The organism is Nocardia sp. NPDC127606 (assembly GCF_042671725.1).
GTDB lineage: Bacteria > Actinomycetota > Actinomycetes > Mycobacteriales > Mycobacteriaceae > Nocardia.
In genome coordinates this window covers 120211-139203 of record NZ_JBHXWQ010000003.1, presented here as the reverse complement: position 1 = coordinate 139203, position 18993 = coordinate 120211, and the positions used below count along the sequence as shown (strand labels likewise).

Here is an 18993-nt window from a genome sequence, read left to right as displayed (position 1 = left end):
CAGCGCCCACCGACATCGTGCCGCGACGCCCGCCGATCCCGTGGACGCGGGGCAAGGAACACAGCGCCACCTCGCGACGTTGCACATCGCGTGACTGAAGCAACCCCAGACCTGACGATGTACTCGACCACGTGGTGCGGCTACTGCCGGCGCCTGCGGACCCAGCTCGACGAGGCGGGCATCACCTACTCGGTGATCGATATCGAGGACGATCCCGCTTCGGCCGAGTTCGTCGGCAGCGTCAACAACGGCAACCACGTCGTGCCGACGATCAAGTACCGCGACGGCTCCACCGCGACCAACCCGTCGTTGGCCGCGGTCAAGCAGGCACTGGCCGCCCAGCAGGCCTGATTCGCCGCGTCAGTCCGCCCAGGACTCGATGATCGAGCGCGCGATCGAGATGGATCCGGGGACGAGCAGCCGGGCGCCGGGTTCGCGCGCCGACCAGTCGCCGACCCGCAGTGCCGCGCGGACCTCGTCGCGGGTGAACCAATGCGCCTCGGCGATCTCGCCATCGGAGAACACCAGTTCCTGGGCGGGGTCGCCGACCGCGGCGAAGCCGACCATCAGCGAGCGCGGGAACGGCCACGGCTGGCTGCCGAGGTAGTGGATATCGCGCAGGTCGACACCGACCTCCTCGCGGATCTCGCGTTCCACGCAGTGCTCCAGCGATTCGCCGGCTTCGACGAAGCCGGCCAGCAGCGAGAACATCGTCTCCGGCCAGCTCTGCTGACGGGCGAGCAGCACCCGGTCGGCACCGTCGTGGACCAGGCAGATCACCGCGGGGTCGATCCGTGGGAACTCTTCCTCACCCGCCGCGGTCAGTCGCGACCACCCGCCGCGCGCCGATGTGGTCGCCGTGCCGTCACCGCCGTGATACCCGGCCCGATCGTGCCAGTTGAGCAACGCGTACGCGGTGGACAGCAGCTCCGCGGTGAAGTCGTCGACAGCGCCGAGGGTCCGCAAATCCTTCAGGGTGCCGTCCAGATCGTTCGCTCGCACCGCCCACAGGTGGCTGCCGTCGACGGCACCGAGGAACACCGCGCCCTCACCGGGCTCGTCGGCCACCGAGACGGCCGCGTCGAGGACGATCTTGCCGTCCTCCACCCGCACTTTCCCCCGCGCATCGATACGCAGAATCTTCGCTTTCCCCCACCCTTCGCGCAGGGCACCGGGATCGAGCCGGGCGTGCTCGGCCCGGTCGATGGTGGAACGTGACAGCAGCGGAACGTTTTTCAGCCGGAACGACACGATCCGAGCATAGAGCGAAGGCCCAGGTGCGGCTGCGCCCGGGCGGCCGTCTACTTTCCGGCGCGGCGGATGTAGAGCAGTTTGTCGCCGGTGTCGAGGGCGTCGACCTCGGGTTCGCCGACCCGGATCAGCGCGCCGTTGCGCACCACACCCAGCACGATGTCGCTGAGATGGCGCGGCGATCCGCCCACTTCGCTCGCCTCCACCTCGCGTTCGGCGACGGCGAAGCCCTGCTCGGGCGTGAGCAGGTCCTCCATCATCTCCACGACCGTCGGCGTGGTGGTGGCGATACCGAGCAGCCGGCCCGCGGTCTCCGAGGACACCACCACCGAGTCGGCGCCGGACTGGCGGACCAGGTGGGTGTTCTCCGCTTCGCGGATGGCCACCGAGATCTTGGCCGTCTTGTTCAGTTCGCGGGCGGTGAGCGTCACCAGCACGGCGGTGTCGTCGCGATTGGTGGCGACGACGACCGCGGCGGCACGCTGCACGCCGGTCAGTCGCAGCACATCGGACTTGGTCGCCGAACCGTGCACGGTCACCAGACCCGCGGCGGCAGCGGCCTCGAGCGCGACGGGATCGGTGTCGACCACCACGATGTCGGACACCTGGATCCCGTCACCGACCATCGCATCGATCGCGGTCCGGCCCTTGGTGCCGTAGCCGACGACGACGGTGTGATTACGCACGGTGTGCCTCCATCGCTGAATCTTGAATGCCTGCCGCGACCGTTCGGTCAGCACGCCGAGAGTGGTACCGACCAACACGATGAGGAACAGGACGCGCAGTGGGGTGATGACGATGATGTTCACCAACCGCGCCGACGGGGTCACCGGGGCGATATCGCCGTAGCCGGTGGTCGACAGCGACACCGTGGCGTAGTACATCGCGTCCAGGAACGACAGCTCGTCGCCGGTGTTGTCGCGGTAGCCGTGACGGCCGACGTAGACCACTGTCGCGGCGGTGAACAGCAGTGCGATCGCGAACAACACGCGACGGGTGAGCGAAACCCACGGGCTGGACTGCGCCGCCGGGATCCGCAGCAGACCGACCAGGGCGTAGTCGGGACTGCTGCTCAACCCGACCGGGTTGCGCGTGTCACCGAACATTCCTGCTCCTGTAATTCTGGCGGCTGGCGCCGCTGGTCTTCGGCCTGGGAACCTTGATCTTCCCTCCCGCCGGGTACTCCTTCGTCGCACCCTCTGGTCAGCCAGATCAAGGCGGCCCAAAACCCGGCGGCGACCGCAACACTATCGGCTCAGTGGGTCTCGTGTGGATCGGTGTCGGCGTTTTCCGGTGCCGCGTCGCGGATGAGGCGCTCCAGTTCAGCGGGCCCGGCCAGTTGCGCGGGGGCGATGGTGCGGCCGGAGCGGATGTAATGGAATGCGGCACCGACACGTTCGAGCATCCGGTCCTCGGTCTCGCCGCTGCGGGCGGCCATCAGGCGGGCCCAGGCGAGGCGGTAGACGGCCAGCTGCATGGCGACGGCGGGCTCGTCGGCGGGGCCGGGTTCGGCGCCGGTCTTCCAGTCGACCACGATCCAGCGGCCACCTGGTTCGGCGAAGACGGCGTCCATGCGGCCGCGAATCACCGTGCCCGCGATGCTGGTTTCGAAGGGCACTTCCACGTCGACCGGGTTGCGGTGCGCCCACGGTGAGCGGCGGAAGGCGGACTGCATGGCGGCGAGTTCCTGGTCGGCACGTCCCATTTCGGTGGTGCTGTCGGCGGCGCCGGGCAGTTCGTCGAGGCCGAGCAGCTGTTCGGTGCCGAACCAGGATTGCACCCAGGCGTGAAAAGCGGTGCCGCGCCGAGCCATCGGGTTCGGGGGGTACGGGAGCGGGCGGCGCAGGCGGGCGGCCAGGCGGGTCGGGTCGGCGCGGAGTTCGACGAGGGCGGTGGCGGGGAGCTGGCCCGGGAGTTCCACCTGTTGTTCGGCGAGTTCGGCGGTGGTGAATTCGGCGAGGAGCGCGTCGACATCGTTGACCCAGCCCTCGGGGTCGTCGCTCTCGGCCTGATCATCGACGGTGCTGTCGGCAACCGCTGTGCCGCTGCGCAATTCGTCGAGCGCGTCGCGGACGAGCGCGGCGCCCTGTTCGATGGGATCGCGACGGTTGCCCAGTGGGTCGCGTGGCCATGGGGCGGTCGGCGGGTTGTCGGCGAAGGGGTTCACCGCGTCCGGCGGTGGCTTGTCGTCCCAGCGGGCGATGGTGGCGACGTCGTAGGCCTCGCTGTCCAGGTTCTCGTTCGCCTCCTTGAGCTCGAGCAGGAAGTCCGACGGGCCCTTCTGCGAGGTCCCCGTCTCGGGCCAGTAGTAGGCCGAAACCAGCAGCACCCGTTCGGTTCTGGTGAGCGCTACGTAGAACAGGCGCCGTTCCTCGTCGAGTCGGCGGCTCTTGAGCGCGTCCTTGTGATCGGCGATCGCGTGTTCGAGTTCGGAGCGGTCGCCCACGGCGCTCAGGTCGAGGACGGGCACGCCTTCGGACGCGTCCGGCTGGGCACGATCACCGCGCAGCGTGGTGGGAAGTTCGGTGAGTGCGCCGAGCCAGGTGCTCAGCGCGGTGGTCGACGGGAACACCGTGGCGCTCACGTGCGGCACCGCGACGACTTCCCATTCCAGGCCCTTGGCGGCGTGCACGGTGAGCACCTGGACCCGGTCGCGCGCGACCTCGACTTCGCCCGGCTCCAAACCGTTTTCGACCGATTCCGCCGCGGTGAAGAAGGCGAGCAGGCCGCTCAGCGATGCCCGGGAATCAGCCGCGTACCCGGCGACCACCTCGGCGAAGGCGTCGAGGTGCTCGCGTCCGGCGCCGCCACCGGCGATCGCCCGCCTGGCCTGGGTCTCGACCCCGACGCCGATGGTGCGTTCGACATCGGCGACGAGTTCCACCAGCGGCTGCCCACTGCGTTCCCGCAGGGCGGCCAGCTCCTCGCTCAGGGCCGCGATCCGCGCGAACCCGGCCTCCGAATACTGATCCGCCGCACCGGGATCGGCGATCGCGTCGGCGAGACCGGCCTTCTCGGTCGGCTCGGGTGCGACCTCGCGCAACGCCGTCGCGAGTCCGGTCGCATCGGTGATGGCGTCGGTGGCACCCGACCCGCTGCTGATGGACAGCATCTGCGCCCGCCGCGCCAGTGCGGCCAGATCCGCCACCCCGATCCGCCACCGGGCCCCGGTGAGAATCCGCACCGCCGCGCTCCCGGTCCCCGGCTCGGCGATCAACCGCAGGGTGGCGACGATATCGGCGACCTCCGGCGTCGCCAGCAACCCACCGAGCCCGACGATCTCCACCGGCAACCCCTGCTCGCGCAGTGCCTCTGCCAGCGGCGCCGCATCGGCGTTGCGCCGGATGAGCACCGCCGAGGTAGGCGGCGGACCCTCGTTCTCCCGCGCCGTCGCCCACTCGCGCGCGATCCGCTCGGCGATCCAGTCCCGTTCCTGCGCGATGGTTTCGGTCAGCGCGAACTCGACGACCCCCGCATGCGATTGCGGCTTGGCCCGCAACGCGTCCACGGTCGCCCCACCGGCTGCCCGCGCCACCGCCCGCAGCGGATCCGCCACCAGGTTCGCCAGCGCCAGCGCTTCGGGCGGGTTCCGCCAACTGGTCAGCAGCGGCAGCACCGGCGCGGGAACCCCTGGCGCAGCGGGGAAATCGGTGGCGAACCTCGGCAGGTTGGCCGCCGACGCGCCCCGCCACCCGTAGATGGATTGCATGGGATCACCCACCGCCGTCACCGCGAGCGCTCGCGACGGCGGAGCGGATACCCCCGACGCCGCGGCCGGCGACCGGATGCCCGCGAGGGCATCTTCCTGCTCATCCATACCGAACAGCGTGTCGGCTTCGCGCGTTCGAACCGGGGATGCCTCACCCCGGATCCGCACCGGCTGTCGCTGCCGATCCCGTTGTACCGCTTCGGCATTGCCGAACAGCGCCGACAACAGCACTCGCTGCGCGTGCCCGGTGTCCTGGTATTCGTCGAGCAGGACCAGTTTGAACCGCGCGCGTTCGGCGGCGGCGACTTCGGGATGGTCGACGGCCAATTGCGCGGCCAGCGACATCTGGGAGCCGAAATCCAGTGCGCCACGGCGGTTCAGGGCTTCGGCGAGCTGGCGAACCAGCGGGAGCAGCGCGACGCGCTCACGTTGCGCGGTTACCACGCCGACCAGCGCCTGGCTCGGTCCGCCGCGTTGCCGGGGGCCCGCGGGCAGCGTGTAGACGAGTTTCTCCAGCTCCGCGTGCGCCTCGGCCAATTGCTCAGGTTCCACCAGGTGTTCGGCGAGCTGCCCGGACAGGGCGAGCACCGCCTCGGTCACCGAGACCGGCGTGCGATCGGTGTCGAGATCGCCGTCCCAGGACCGCACCACCTCGTGCGCGAGCTGCCACAGCTGGGTCTGGGTGAGCAGCGCCGCCGAGGGTTCCACCGGCAACAACAGTCCGTGCGCGGTGAGCAGCCTGCCCGCGTACGAGTGGTAGGTGCTGATCTCGGGTTCGGCACCGGCGACGATCGTGCGTAACGCGCCGCTGGGATCGATCTCGCGCAGCAGCGGCGCACCCGCCAACCGGGCGAGCCGGGTCCGGATCCGGGAGGTCAACTGCTGGGCGGCTTTTCGGGTGAAGGTCAGCCCGAGTACTTCGTCCGGGGCGACCAGCTGGTTGGCCACCATCCACACCACGCGCGCGGCCATCGTCTCGGTCTTGCCCGCGCCCGCGCCCGCGACGACCAGTGTCGGCTCCGGTGGCGCGGCGATGACCGCCGACTGCTCATCGGTCGGGGGCGGCAGGCCGAGCGCGTCGGCCAACCGCTGCGGGGTGACGCGCACGCCGCTCACTCGTCGGTCACCTGCCGTCCGGTGTCCTGCACCGGGCAACTGCCCGCGACCGGGCAGTGCCGGCACCCGTCGTTGCGCACCGCCAGATAGCCGGGCCCGCGCGTCGCGTCGGCCGCGTCGTGAATGGTGGTGCGCCACTGATCGAGACCGTCGCCGTCGAGCGCGCTCTGTGTCCGTTCGGCCGCGCCGGTCTTGCGGTTCGGCTTGGCGACATAGACCAACCGCGCGCCGCCGGGGTCGACCACGGGGGCGGGTTCGCCGGACTCGTCCTCGTCCAGCGCCCCGTGCGCGGCTGCCACCTGGTAGGTCGCCAGCTGCGCGTGATCGGCCACCGCCTTCTCGCTGACCGGCGTCTTGCCCGTCTTCACATCGACGATGACGAAGCGCCCCTGCGCATCTCGTTCGAGCCGATCGATTCGCCCCCGAATGCGCACGGCCCGTGCGCCTTCCGTGCGCGCGGGCAGCACACAGTCCACCGGCACCTCCACCCCGGCCTGGGTGAGTTCGCCGCGCGTGGTGCGCACCCAGGCGAGGAAGGTCTCCAGCATCGTCTCGGTGCGGCGCAGTTCCTGGCGCGAATGCCAGCCGTCGGCCGGGTCGACCGTTTTCCACGCCTGATCCAGCGCCGCTCGTACCTGTGCCTCGGGGACATCGCCCGCCAGCGCCTGCACGAGCGTGTGCACGAGGTTGCCCTTCACGGCGTGCGGGTTGTCACCGTCGGTGCCGCCGTGCCGTTCCAGGGCCCACCGCAGCGGACAGGTGCGCAGCAGTTCGACCGTCGACGGCGACAACCCGATCGGGGAATCGTCGTCGTCCCAGAGTTCGCGCTGCGAGCTGAGTTCGGCGGTGCCGTACCAGTCACCGGGGTCGGTACCGGGCACGCCCGCGTCGGCCAGGCGCGCCAGCTGCCGTGCGGCCCGGTCACGACGTTCGGGGTCGGCCCCGGGATCACACACCACCCCGCGCAGTTCGGCGACCAGCGCGTGCATCACCAGCGCCCGCCCGGGGTCGGCGACCGGCAGCGCGCCGGGTTCGCCGCTGTCGTCGTCGCCGACGAGTTCGGTGAGAAACCGCGAGGGCACCAGATCCTGATCTCCCGCAGCGGATTCGACGGCGGTCACCAGCAACGATCGCCGCGCGCGGCTGCACGCCACGAGCAGCAGCCTGCGTTCCTCGGCCAGGATCGGCGCGGCGCGGCTCACGGTCGCGCCCGGATCGACCCCGCCGACCAGGTCGACGAGATCCTCGGTGTGCAGCAGCGTGCCCCGCGAGCGCGGGTTGGGCCAGATGCCCTCCTGCACGGCCGCGACCGCCACCACGTCCCATTCCCGGCCCGCCGCGGCGTGCGCGCTGAGCAGCGTCACCGCCTCGCCCTCGGCGGTCAGCGGCCTGCCCTGTTGCGCGAGTTGCTGGTGCAGCAGGTATTCGACGAAACCGTCGATGCTCGCCTTGGGCAACCGGTCGACGTAAGCGGCTGCGGCATCGAACAATTCGACGGCCGCGTCGAGGTCGCGATCGGCCTGCATGCCCGACGCCCCGCCGCGTCGCGACTGCCGGAACCAGCGACGCTCCAGCCGCGAATTCGTCCACAACGTCCACAGCACGTCTTCGAGCCCCTGCCCCCTGGCCTGGGTCTCCTTCGCCTTCGCCACCGCGCGCAACACGCGACGCAGCGGCGCCGCCTCGACCTCGGTGAGCCCGTCGAGCAGACGTTGCTCGCCGACACCGACGATCAGGTCGCGCAACACCTCGGCCGAGGACTGATCGATCAACGGCACCGCGGGCGGCTCCGGGCGCACGATTTCCACGACAGTGTGCGCGGCAGGCGGGTTTTCGGCATCGAGGAGGTCGATATCGTCGGGCAGCCGTTCGGCGATATCCCAGTCCGGTTCGGGTTCCGGGCGCAGCGGATCGTCCGGTTCCGGGGGCGGCAACCAGTCGTCGTCGACCGGATCCGGTTCGGGTTCAACGATTTCCGGCGCGGGTGCGGCTTCGTCCCAGAGCAGGAACTGGTCGGCGCCATCGTCGAAGGGTTCGGCGAGCGCACCCGTGCGTTCCAGGTCGAGCACGCTGCGCCGCACACCGCGACGCAACCGGCGCAGCGCGATCTGGTCGGCCCCGCCGAGCGGCCCGGACAGCAGCTCCATCGCGTCGTCCGAGGAGAACATCGCATCGATCGCCCGGCGCGAACCCGGCCGCGACGAATCCCCCGCCAGCAGCACCCGCAGCGCCAGCACCATCCATGCCGCCCCGCGCCGCCGGGCCAACGGCTCGGCGACCGCGGGCCTGCGCACCGGCACCCCGGCCGCCAGCAAGGCCCGTCGCAACGGCGCCAGCGACAACGGCACCGACCGCACGATCACCGCCATCGCCGACCACGGCACGCCGTCGGTGAGGTGCGCGCGGCGCAGATGGTCGGCGATCAGCGCCGCCTCCTTGGCCGGAGTCGACAACACCCGCACTCGCACACTCGACTCGTCGGCGGGAGGCAGATCCGCCGGGGGCGTCCACTCGTCATCGGGCGGCGGTTCGTCATCGGGCGGCAGGTCTTGCGGCACCGGCCGAAGATCTGGTTCCGCGCTCGGGCCGGCGTGCGCGAACAGATCACCAGCACCTTCGAGTCCCGGATCCTGGCCGACGACGGGCTGGGCCATGGGCTCGGGTGGTTCGTTCTCCTGTCCCGGGAGTACCCGGTGCCGCGCACTCCCCGGCAACCGCGCCGCGATGCGGGCATTCGCCAGGCGAATCGGCGCTCCACTGCGATGGTTGTGACGCAGGATGATTCGCCGCTGCGCGACGGTGTCGATGTCGGTGAGGAAGTGCGAATCCGCACCGCGGAAGGTGAAGACCGCCTGGTCCGGGTCGCCGGTGACGACGGTGCTCGCGCTGCCGCTGCCGATGGCGCGCACGAGCGTCGCGGCCTGCGGGTCGAGGTGCTGTGCGTCGTCGACGAGTAGGTAGCGGATCCGATCCCGTTCGGCGGCAAGCAGATTCCGGTCTCCGGCGAGCGCATCCAGCGCCGCGCCGACCAGTTCCGCGGCATCGAGAGCGGGCGCGGTGGCCTCCGGCGCGGCGACGCCGACCGACCAGCGCAGCATCGACGCCTGCTCATAGCGCTGGAAGAAGCGCCCGGCCGCCACCCACGCGTCGTTGTCGTGCTCGCGACCGAGTGCCATCAGGTCTTCCGGGCCGAGCCCCCGCTCGGTCGCGCGCAGCATCAGGTCACGCAGTTGCTCGGCGAACCCGCCCAGCGCCAGTGCCGGCTGTAATCGCGGTGGCCACAAGCCACCCGCCCCGGCTTCGATGTCGGCGAGATCTCCGCGCAGCATCTCCCGCAGCACCGCGTCCTGTTCGGCGCCGGTGAGCAGCCGCGGTGGCGGATTGCCGTGCAGGTCCGCGTGCCGACGCAGCACCGAGAACGCGTAAGAGTGCAGCGTGCGCACCATCGGTTCCCGGCTCGCGCCCGGAATGCCACCCGCGGCAGGCCCCAGCTGGTGGGTGATCGCATCCCGCAGCGCCGCGGCCGCGTGCTTGGTGTGCGTGAGGACCAGCACCGACGCCGGGTCGGCGCCGTCGACGATCCGCGCGGTCACCAGGTCCACCAGCAGGGCGGTCTTGCCCGTCCCCGGCCCGCCCATCACCTGCCACGGTCGCCACCCCGGACGCGGTGGCGCGGGCTGGGCCTGCTCGGCGAACAGCGCGCGAACGGACGCACCCCAGGCCCGCGGCCGGGGTGCCCGCGTTGTCCGGCGCACGAGTCGCACCGAGCTATCCGATCGCACCACATCGGCTATTGCAACAGACCAGTCCGACACACCGGCGCACCCCTACCGGGGGGACACGCTGCGAGAGCGTGCGCGACCGGCCAGAATGGCAGTCGTGTCGTCGCTTCATGTGCACCGATTCGGCCCCGCCGACGGTCCCGTCGTCCTCGCCCTGCACGGTCTCACCGGCCATGGCAACCGGTGGGAAACCCTCGCCACCGAGCATCTGCCCCAGGCCAGGATCATCGCCCCCGACCTGCGCGGACACGGCCGTTCCACCTCGCTGCCGCCCTGGGATCTCGAAACGATCGTCGCCGATCTCGCGCAGCTGCTGCGCGCCGAGACCGACGGCCCGGTCGTCGTGGTCGGCCACTCCTTCGGCGGCGCCACGGGCATCCATCTGGCCCGGCAGCACCCCGACCTCGTGCGTGCGCTCGTCCTGCTCGATCCCGCCATCGGCATCGACGCGAAGCTGATCGAGCAGGTCGCCCTCGCCAATCTGGCTTCCCCCGATTACACCGATCTCGCCGAAGCCCGCTCCGACAAGCAGGTCAGTGCGTGGGGCCCCGACGAGGTCGATCCCGAGGTACTGGAACGGGAGTTGGCCGAGCATCTCGTGCCGACCGAGGGCGGTCGGGTCGGCTGGCGCATCTTCCAGCCGGCGATCACCTCGTACTGGGGTCAGCTGGCGCGACCGTTCGTGCTGCCGCCCGCCGACCTGCCGACGGTGCTGGTCCGCGCCGCCAAGGTGCAGCCGCCGTATGTCACCGCGGAGTTCCTCGAGGCCCTCACCGCCCACCTCGACACGTTCACCGCCGAGGTCTGGGACTGCGACCACATGGTCGCCCAGGCCCGCCCCGCCGACACGGCCGCGCTGATCGCCGCGGTGCTGTAGGCCGATGGCCGTCACGACGGAGGAACAGGTGGAGAAGGTCCGCGAACTCGTCGCCGCGATTCCGCCCGGCCGCGTCTGCACCTACGGCGATATCGCCGACGCGGCCGGGCTCTCCTCGGCCCGCACGGTCGGCTGGATCATGCGCACCGATTCAGCCGACCTCCCCTGGCACCGTGTCATCGGGGCGTCCGGTCGTCCCGCCGCCCACCTGGCCGCTCGTCAGCTCCGGCTCCTCGGTGAGGAGGGCGTCCCGATCGTCGACGGCCGGGTCGTTCTACGGACGGCGCGACTCTGAGCCCGATCGCTTCTCCGCATTCGCCCGCGGACTTCCCGGCGGACAGGAGCGGCACGCTCGGCTGCGGGGGCTCGAGCATCGGGGTCGCGCCTGCTGTGCAGGACTGCCTACTAGCATGACTTTTGTGCCGATCACCCGATTCCGAGTCAGTCGATGACCGCCGATGCGATCGTGCTCGCCGGTGGGCGAGCCAGTCGGATGGGCGGTGTCGACAAACCGGCGATCATGATCGGCGGGCGGTCGATGCTCGACGCCGCGCTGGCTGCGGTGCGCGACTGCGCCGAGGTCGTCGTGGTCGGTCCGCATCGTCCCGAACTCGATGCCCGAGTCGGTCAGGTTCGTGAGGTACCACCGGGTTCCGGCCCGGTGGCGGCGATCGGTACCGGTCTCACCGCACTCGGCACCACCGCGCCCTTGGTCGTCGTGCTCGCGGCCGACATGCCCTTTCTGACCGACGTGACCGTCCACGCATTACTACGCAGCGCAACCGAGTCCACCGCTGATGCCGTTTTCGCGATCGACGCTTCCGGTCGCCCGCAGTACCTCGTCGGTGTCTGGCGGCGCAGTGCGCTGGTGGCGGCGCTGGCCGGACTGGATTCGCTGGTGAACCAGCCGATGAAGGCCATCGTGCCCGCCGAGACCGTCCTGGTCGAGCTGGCGGACATCGCCGACTGCGATACCGAGGAAGAGGTCCGCCGGGCCCGTGAATCCTTGGCCGCCGACCGCGCGTCGGCCCGCCTCGATCTCACCGAAGCGCGCGAGCGCATCGGTTCCGGCCTGACGCCCCTGGTCGCCTATGAGGCCGCCTTGGGTGAAGTCTCCGGTGCCGCGCTGGCTACGGCGATCACCGCCGCGGGCCCACTCCCCCGGTTCGATGTCTCGGCCATGGACGGTTATGCCGTGTGCGGCGACGGCCCGTGGCAGTTGCGCCGCGACGTCGGATTCGCGGGTGGTGCGCGGCCGGCCGGCCTGCTCCCCGGTGAGGCGGTGCGCATCGCCACCGGCGCCCACGTTCCGGACGGCACCACGTCGGTGGTGCGCGACGAATTCGCCGCCGTCACCGGCGACGAGCTGGCTCGCCTCCCCGACAGCCCGCTCCGCGGCGATGTCCGAAAGAGCGGTGAGGACAGGAAGATCGGCGATCTCGTCGCACCGGCGGGCACTCGGGTCACCGCCGCCTTGCGCTCGGCAGCGGCCTCGGTGGAGGTCACCACCGGCACGGTTCGCGGACCGGTGCGTGCGCGAATTGTCATGACCGGCGACGAAATTCGCAGCACCGGCCCGCTCCAGACCGGCCAGACCCGCGACTCGATCGGGCCCGTGCTGCCAGATCTGCTCGCGGGCTGCGGCGTTCGCGTCACCGACCGAGTGCATCTGCGCGACACCGCCCATGGCTTCGACGACATGCTCAGCGGCACCTCTGATTTCGACCTGCTGGTCGTGGTCGGCGCCACCGGCGGCGGCGCGGCCGATCAACTCCGTACCGCCATCGCCCGAGCCGAGGCCCGCGTCCTGGTTCCTCGATTGTCCCTGCGCCCAGGCGGTTCCACCGTCGTCGCCGAACTCCGCACGGGCCCGACCGTCCTGGGCCTGCCCGGCAACCCCTTCGCCGCCATCGCCGTCCTCCTCGCCCTCACTCCCGCGATCGTCGCCGCCCGCATCGGCTCCCCCCTCCCCCGAAGAATCCTCGGCCCACTCCACAACGCCGCCGACATCACCGCCCCGGTCCAACGCATCACCCCCGCCCGCTACGCCCCCGACGGCGGCTGGCTCGGCGACCCCACCGTCCGCACCGCCCACCTCGCCGGCCTGATCGACCGCGACGGCCTGGTCATCGTCCCCCCGAATGCCACCGACGGTTCAACCGTCGAATTCATCCCCCTCCCCTCCTGACCGGGACTCCGGACAATGGTCGAGATCGAATCTCGCGCACTCGCCGCAATTCTCGCATTGTCACAGAACGGCGAAGTCCGGATTAATTGGCCGGAGCACGCCGGAGCGTGCTTGACACGCCGCATTCGCACAGGTCAGAAACCTATTTTTGCCGCAGGTCTATCCTCGTGCCGTAATGGTGCTTATTGTTGGACGGGTCAGGCGTGGGACGCCCCGCACGCGAGGTGGATTGCGTCGGACAGTGCGTTGAAGGCTTAATCACTTATCCCTCGGAAAGGACCGTGTGGAGATGGCTGACAAGTCTAAAAAAGCACCGAAGAAAATGCCCAAGCAGATGCCGCGCCAGCAGCAGGAGCAGCGGCAGGAGCAGGGGCAGGACTCGCAAGGGATGACGCGAGCAGGCCAGGACGATCGGCGTGAACAGCGCCGCCCCGGCCATCACTGAAATACGTGTGTCGACGAGCCGCCGGTATCGCTATCGGCGGCTCGTCCACGTCATGCCCCGATGCTCACAAGCGCGCCTGCCCCGGATCCGTCCCGCCCACGCCGAGCCGTCGACGGATCGGGAACGGGCACCGCATCGACCAGGCGGCGGGTGTACTCCTGAGCCGGTGCGGCGAATACCGCGCGCGCCTCGCCGGTTTCGACGATCCGGCCCTGCCGCAGCACCACAACCCGGTCGGCGACCTGGTGCACCACGGCCAGATCGTGACTGATGAACAAGCTGGCGAAGCCGTACTCGGCCCGCAGGTCGGCGAAGAGGTCGAGCACCTGCGCCTGCACCGACACATCGAGCGCACTGGTCGGCTCATCGGCCACCAGCAGGCGCGGCGCCAAGGCCAGCGCGCGAGCCAGCGCCACCCGCTGACGCTGCCCGCCGGACAACTCCCCCGGCCTGCGGTGCGCGTAATCCCTTGGCAGTCGCACCGATTCGAGCAGGTTCTCGATCTTGGCCTGCAACAGCGTGCCCGACGCGGCCCGATGCACCTGCAACGGTTCGCCGATCGAGTCGGCGACGGTACGTCGCGGATCGAGTGAGGCGCTCACATCCTGATGCACCAGCGCGACATGCTTACGCAGTCCACGCAGCTCGCGTCGCGACAATCCCGCCAGCGCAACACCTTGCAGCTCGACGCGTCCCGTGGTGGCGGGCACGAGTCCGAGCGCGGTGCGCCCCAGTGTGCTCTTGCCCGACCCGGATTCACCGACCAGCCCGAGCACTTCCCGGGGACCGAGGGTGAGCGAAATGTCCTGCAGTGCCGGGAAAGAGGCGCCGCCGTGGCGTCCCGGATACACCACCGACAGGTCGTCGATCCGCAGCACGTCGCGGTATTCGGATTCGCCTCGCCCGCCGCCTTTTTCGGCGACAACCGCGGGCCCACGCACGACCACCCGGCGCAGAATCCTTCGAACACCGCCTTCCGACGGTTCCGCCGGCACATCGGCCACCGAGGCCGCCGACTCGTCCTCGTGATCGGACGCGCCGACCACATCGGCTTCACTGTCGTCGTCCTGCACCGTGGCACGACCCGACTCACCGGCGAGAACCGCGGCCTCGGCATCATCCGGGGCAACGCTATTCGCCCCAGTGTCGGCGGCAGGTTCTGGATCTGCACCCCGCGAGGACACCGCGGGCAACCGCGGCACCGCCGCCAGCAACGTCCGGGTGTAGTCCTCGCCCGGCTCGGCGAACAACCCGAACACCGTCTGCTCCTCGACCACCCGCCCCTCGCGCATCACCACGACCCGGTCGGCGATCTCGGCGACCACCCCGAGGTTGTGGGTGATGAACAGGATCGCCGTCCCGCGCTGACGTTGCAGGGTGCGCAACAGTGCGAGGATCTCGGCCTGCACGGTGACGTCGAGTGCGGTGGTCGGTTCGTCGGCGATGAGCAGTGCGGGCTCGCCGGACAGCGCGAGTGCGATGACCACACGCTGTTTCTGCCCGCCGGAGAGCTGATGCGGGTACCAGTCGAGGCGCTTGTCCGGCTCCGGAATCTCCACGGCCGTCAGCAGTTCGATCGCGCGGGTGCGCGCGGCGGCTTTGTCGGTCACGCCGTGCGCACGCAGCGCCTGCGCGATCTGGGTGCCGATCTTCTGCACCGGGTTCAGCGCGGTCTGCGGTTCCTGAAAGACCATGGCGGCCTTGGTTCCACGCAGGTCCCGCAACGCCGATTCGGCGGCGCCGACGACCTGTGTGCCCGCGATCCGGATCGACCCGGCTGCCCGCGCGGTCTCCGGCAGCAGCCCGAGCACCGATCGCGCGGTGAGCGACTTGCCCGAGCCGGACTCACCGACGAGGGCGACGACTTCACCCCGGCGAACCCGCAAGCTCACCCGGTCGACGACTGTCCGGTCGCCGAAACTCACCGTCAACTCGTCGATGTCGAGCACGGGGTCGAGCTGGTCGGTTAGTGTGCTCATGCCAATCTCCTTGCCCGGCCCAATGCTTGGGCGATCAACAGGAATCCCAGGGTCAACGCGGCCACCACGACCAGCGGTCCGATCGCGATCCACGGATTGGCGTCGAGGTTGGCGATCGAGCCGGCGATCAGTGAACCCAGCGACGGCTGCGGCGGCAGCACGCCGATCCCGATGAAACTCATCGCGCCTTCGATGAACACCGCCACCGACAGCGACAGCGCGAACTGCACGCCGAGCGGCTCGATCACATTGGGCAGCACATGCTTTCGCAAGGTCCACCAGGTATCGGCACCGATCACCTCCGAGGCCTCCACGAACGGCTGTTCGCGCACGGCCAGCACCGCCGTGCGGATCTGCCTGCCGAAGATCGGGATCTCGGCGGCGATGATCACGATGACCACCGCGTGCCAGCCGGGGCCGGTGATCGCGGCGAGCGTGATCCCCAAGATCAGGGTGGGGAAGGCCAGGATCAGATCGAACACCCGCTGGACGGTCACGTCCGCGATCGGGTGGACGGTGGCGGCCAGCCCGACCAGCGCACCGATCAGGGCGCCGACAGGCACGGCGAGCAGCGCGATCAGCAGGTCGATCCGGATACCGGCCAGCACCCTGGCGGCCACGTCACGGTTGAGGTGGTCGGTGCCGAGCCAGTGCTGCGCGCTGGGGCCGAGCAGGTTGGCGCCGGGGATCTGGGTGAGCGGATCGTAGGAGCTGAGCAGCCCGGCGAACACCCCGGCCAGTGCCACGACAGCGACCAGCAGCACCCCGGCCAGTCCCTGCCCACGAAGCAGGGCGCGCAAGGGACCCTCGTGCCGTGGTGATTCGCCCACAGCGACAGCGGTTTTCGCGACAGTCACGAGCGTCCTCCGATGCGAATCCGCGGGTCCAGCCACGCGTGCGCGACATCGGTGATCAGCTGGATCACCACGAACACCGCCACCGACAACAGCAACAGCACCTGCACGAGCGGATAGTCGCGACGACTGATCCCCTGCTCGATGAGCTGGCCGATCCCCGGCCACACGAACGCCGCCTCCACGAGCACCGCACCGCCGAGCAACTGCCCGGTCTGGATGCCGAGCACGGTGAGCATGGTCGGCAGCGCGTTGCGCAGTGCGCCACGGGTGACGATCTCGCGATATCCGATGCCGAGTGAACGCGCGGTCAGCACATACTGTTTCGCGAGTTCGGTGCGCAGCGCTTCGGTGAGGAACCGGGTGAGCGCCGCCGACACCGGCAACGCGAGGCAGATCGCGGGCAGCAGCAGGTACTGCACGGCGATATCGGGCCGCGCGATGAATCCGTCCGGCGGCACCCCGCCCGCGGGCAGCACCGGAATCGCGACGGCGAATACCAGCACCAGCAGGGGTCCCACCACGAATGTCGGCAGCGCGACCGCGATCGTATTAGCGGCGGCGACCACAGTATTCAGCCAGCGGCTCGGCCACAGCACCGACGCCACCGACACGACCAGACTCACCAGCACGGCCAACAGCAGTGCGGTCACCGTGAGCACCAGCGTGTTGGTGAGCCCGCGGCCGACCAGGTCGGTGATCTCGCCGCCGATGATGTAGGAGCGACCGAGGTCGAGGGTGAACACGTCGCCGAGCCACTGCAGGTACTGCACCGGGATCGATCGGTCGAGGCCGAGCTGGTGGCGGATCACCGCGATGGTCTGCGGTGTCGCGTCGTTGCCCGCCAGGATGGTGGCGGGGTCACCCGGAACCAGCCGCAGCAACAGGAAGATCAGCACCGAGGCGCCGAACAGCACCAGCAGCGCCGAGGGGAGTCGGTGCAGCAGGTAGCGCGTCATGACAGGAAGGTGTCGGTGAGGACGGGTTCACGCCGCTTGGTCCAGGCGAAACCGTGCACCTTGTTGACGGTGGAGTACTGCTGGAAACGCACGCCGATCTCGATCAGGAACAGTCCTTCGAGCAGCTGGTCGGTGACGGCCTGGTACGCGCGCACCGCTTCGGGCCCGGTGCCCTGGGCCAGCTGCCATGCGGTGTCGGCGGCCGCGGTGTAGGTGGGCGATTCGTAGCGCGAGGCATTGCGGCGGGCGTTGAACGGGTAGGCGCTCACCGTGAGAGTCGACGGGACGAACTGCGCCCACGAATGGTCGGTGACCCACAGGCCACGGAACTGCTGGCCGGTGAGCTGCTTGACGAAGGTGGCGGCGTCGACCGGGTCGAGTTCGACCTCGATACCCACGTCGGCGAGGTTGGCCTGCACGATCTGGGCGACCTCGCCGTAACCGGGGGCGAAGGTCAGCGGCAGCTTCGGCGGCCTGGCCGACTGGTCGAGGAGCTGCTTGGCCTTGCCGACGTCGCGGTTGTACTTGGTGTTGCGGGATTCGTCGAAGGCGGGCGAGTTCTTGGGCCACGGCACGTTCAGCGGATATCCCGCGCCGCGGAACACCTCGTTGATGATGCGTTCGCGGTCGAGCGAGAAGGCGATGGCCTGGCGCACCCGGATATCGGCCAGCGCGGGTTCGGTCACATTGACGCCGACATAGGCTTGCAGCTCGGCGCCCTCGAGGTCGTGCACCGTGTATCCGCCGCTCTTGCCGAGGTTTTCGGCATCGCGGTAACCGAGCTCGCGCGCCGCGGCGATCTGACCGGACTTCAACGCGTTGAGCAGTGCGTTCGGGTCGGGGATGATCGACACCTCGACCCGGTCGAGGTAGGGACGCTCGGGGATCCAGTAGTCCGGGTTCTTCTCGAAGATCAACTGCGAGTTCGGCACCCGCTCGACATATTTGAACGGGCCGGTACCGATGTAGGTGTCGCCGGTGCCGAGCTTGTCCGCGGTTTCACTGTCCAGGATCGGCACGGTGTCGAGCAGGTCGTAGATATTGCTCAGCGGATGGGCGAGCTGCAACACGATCCGCGTCGGCGAGACGATGTCGAACCCGGTGACGGCAGCGGCCGAACTACGCAGCTGCGCCGACCATTTGGCGTCGGCGTAGGTGCGCAGCGAGAACTCCACGTCCTTGGCGGTGAAGGGACGCCCGGAATGGAACTTCACGTCGTCGCGCAGGTCCAGGCTCAGCGATCGGCCGTCGGCGGCGAGCTGCCACGACTCGGCCAGTAATGGTTGCGGTTCCAGCTTGTCGTTCGGGTAGCGGATCAGCGACTCGTAGACCAGGCCGATCACGACCGGGGTCGCGGCGGTGTTGGTGAGCAGGTTCGCCGGCACCAGGTCCTCGCGGATGCCGACCTTCAGGGTGCCGCCGCGCACCGGTGTCGCGTCGTCCCCGCCCGCCTTCTGTTCCGAGACCGCCGAGGTGCAGGCCGCCAGTGCGGCACCGCCGAAGATGGCCGCGGCGGCGATGCCGCTGGTGCGCAGGAAGTTGCGGCGGCCGAAGCCACTGGGCGTTGAACTCATCGTGAAGATCCTCGAAGACGCATCGACCCGCGTGGCGGGCCGAGGAGGGTGCACAGCGCACCGCGGGAAAGGGAACACATCGGATCGGCCGCGAACGTCGTGGGCGTTCGTCAGCCGCGCAGGACGCGACACGAACAGCAGCAGGGTGGCTGATTCGTGGGCACGGCAGTGACGCTAACAAGTTGCGGCGGACCGGTCACCGATTCCACGCACACTGCACATAACCCTGGTGACCAGCGGATACGTCGCCTTTACTGCC

The 18993-nt window shown here is 69.8% G+C and carries 13 protein-coding genes; 5 read left to right on the top strand and 8 right to left on the bottom strand.

All coding sequences use genetic code 11. The features are described from left to right. Positions 1-117: 117 nt before the first annotated feature. Complete coding sequence (locus ACFVJ5_RS16265) at positions 118-351, top strand: mycoredoxin (RefSeq protein WP_143876199.1); 234 nt, start codon at positions 118-120, stop codon at positions 349-351. Between the two features lie 9 nt (positions 352-360). Here the strand turns inward: ACFVJ5_RS16265 and nudC are convergent, their stop codons facing one another. The 4 genes from nudC to ACFVJ5_RS16245 all read right to left on the bottom strand — a co-directional run bounded on the left by nudC (position 361) and on the right by ACFVJ5_RS16245 (position 9858). Then, positions 361-1254 (bottom strand): NAD(+) diphosphatase, encoded by an 894-nt coding sequence (gene nudC / locus ACFVJ5_RS16260; RefSeq protein ID WP_379221875.1) that lies wholly within the window; start codon positions 1252-1254, stop codon positions 361-363. 47 nt (positions 1255-1301) lie between these two features. Continuing rightward, positions 1302-2357, bottom strand: coding sequence for a potassium channel family protein (locus tag ACFVJ5_RS16255; protein ID WP_379220869.1), 1056 nt, complete (start codon positions 2355-2357; stop codon positions 1302-1304). A gap of 149 nt (positions 2358-2506) precedes the next feature. After that, complete coding sequence (locus tag ACFVJ5_RS16250; RefSeq protein ID WP_379220867.1) at positions 2507-6076, bottom strand: ATP-dependent helicase; 3570 nt, start codon at positions 6074-6076, stop codon at positions 2507-2509. After that, the gene (locus tag ACFVJ5_RS16245; protein ID WP_379221873.1) at positions 6073-9858 is read right to left on the bottom strand and encodes an ATP-dependent helicase; all 3786 of its coding nucleotides are present in this window, start codon (positions 9856-9858) and stop codon (positions 6073-6075) included. Before ACFVJ5_RS16245 ends, ACFVJ5_RS16250 begins: the two co-directional genes overlap by 4 nt. An 88-nt stretch (positions 9859-9946) precedes the next feature. Here ACFVJ5_RS16245 and ACFVJ5_RS16240 point away from each other — a divergent pair, with 88 nt between their 5' ends. From ACFVJ5_RS16240 to ACFVJ5_RS16225, 4 genes are all read left to right on the top strand, one after another. Then, the gene (locus ACFVJ5_RS16240) at positions 9947-10735 is read left to right on the top strand and encodes an alpha/beta fold hydrolase (RefSeq protein WP_379220865.1); all 789 of its coding nucleotides are present in this window, start codon (positions 9947-9949) and stop codon (positions 10733-10735) included. Between the two features lie 4 nt (positions 10736-10739). After that, the gene (locus tag ACFVJ5_RS16235) at positions 10740-11030 is read left to right on the top strand and encodes an MGMT family protein (protein WP_379220863.1); all 291 of its coding nucleotides are present in this window, start codon (positions 10740-10742) and stop codon (positions 11028-11030) included. A gap of 153 nt (positions 11031-11183) precedes the next feature. Then, a complete protein-coding gene (locus tag ACFVJ5_RS16230) occupies positions 11184-12923 on the top strand; it encodes an NTP transferase domain-containing protein (RefSeq protein WP_379220861.1) in 1740 nt (579 codons plus the stop codon). Between the two features lie 289 nt (positions 12924-13212). Further along, a complete protein-coding gene (locus ACFVJ5_RS16225; RefSeq protein ID WP_156677410.1) occupies positions 13213-13368 on the top strand; it encodes a hypothetical protein in 156 nt (51 codons plus the stop codon). Positions 13369-13418: 50 nt separating this feature from the next. Here ACFVJ5_RS16225 and ACFVJ5_RS16220 read toward each other — a convergent pair whose 3' ends face one another. Genes ACFVJ5_RS16220 through ACFVJ5_RS16205 form a run of 4 tightly spaced genes read right to left on the bottom strand, consistent with a single transcriptional unit; the run spans position 13419 to position 18734 of the window. Beyond that, entirely contained in the window at positions 13419-15347 is a 1929-nt protein-coding gene (locus ACFVJ5_RS16220; protein ID WP_379220859.1) for a dipeptide ABC transporter ATP-binding protein, read from the bottom strand. Further along, positions 15344-16204 carry an ABC transporter permease gene (locus ACFVJ5_RS16215; protein ID WP_379220857.1) on the bottom strand — a complete coding sequence of 287 codons (861 nt, stop codon included), beginning with the start codon at positions 16202-16204 and terminating at the stop codon, positions 15344-15346. Before ACFVJ5_RS16215 ends, ACFVJ5_RS16220 begins: the two co-directional genes overlap by 4 nt. Continuing rightward, the gene (locus ACFVJ5_RS16210) at positions 16201-17160 is read right to left on the bottom strand and encodes an ABC transporter permease (protein WP_379220855.1); all 960 of its coding nucleotides are present in this window, start codon (positions 17158-17160) and stop codon (positions 16201-16203) included. The genes ACFVJ5_RS16215 and ACFVJ5_RS16210 overlap by 4 nt, the downstream gene beginning before the upstream one ends. Continuing rightward, a complete protein-coding gene (locus ACFVJ5_RS16205; protein ID WP_379220853.1) occupies positions 17157-18734 on the bottom strand; it encodes an ABC transporter substrate-binding protein in 1578 nt (525 codons plus the stop codon). The genes ACFVJ5_RS16210 and ACFVJ5_RS16205 overlap by 4 nt, the downstream gene beginning before the upstream one ends. Between the last annotated feature and the right edge of the window lie 259 nt (positions 18735-18993).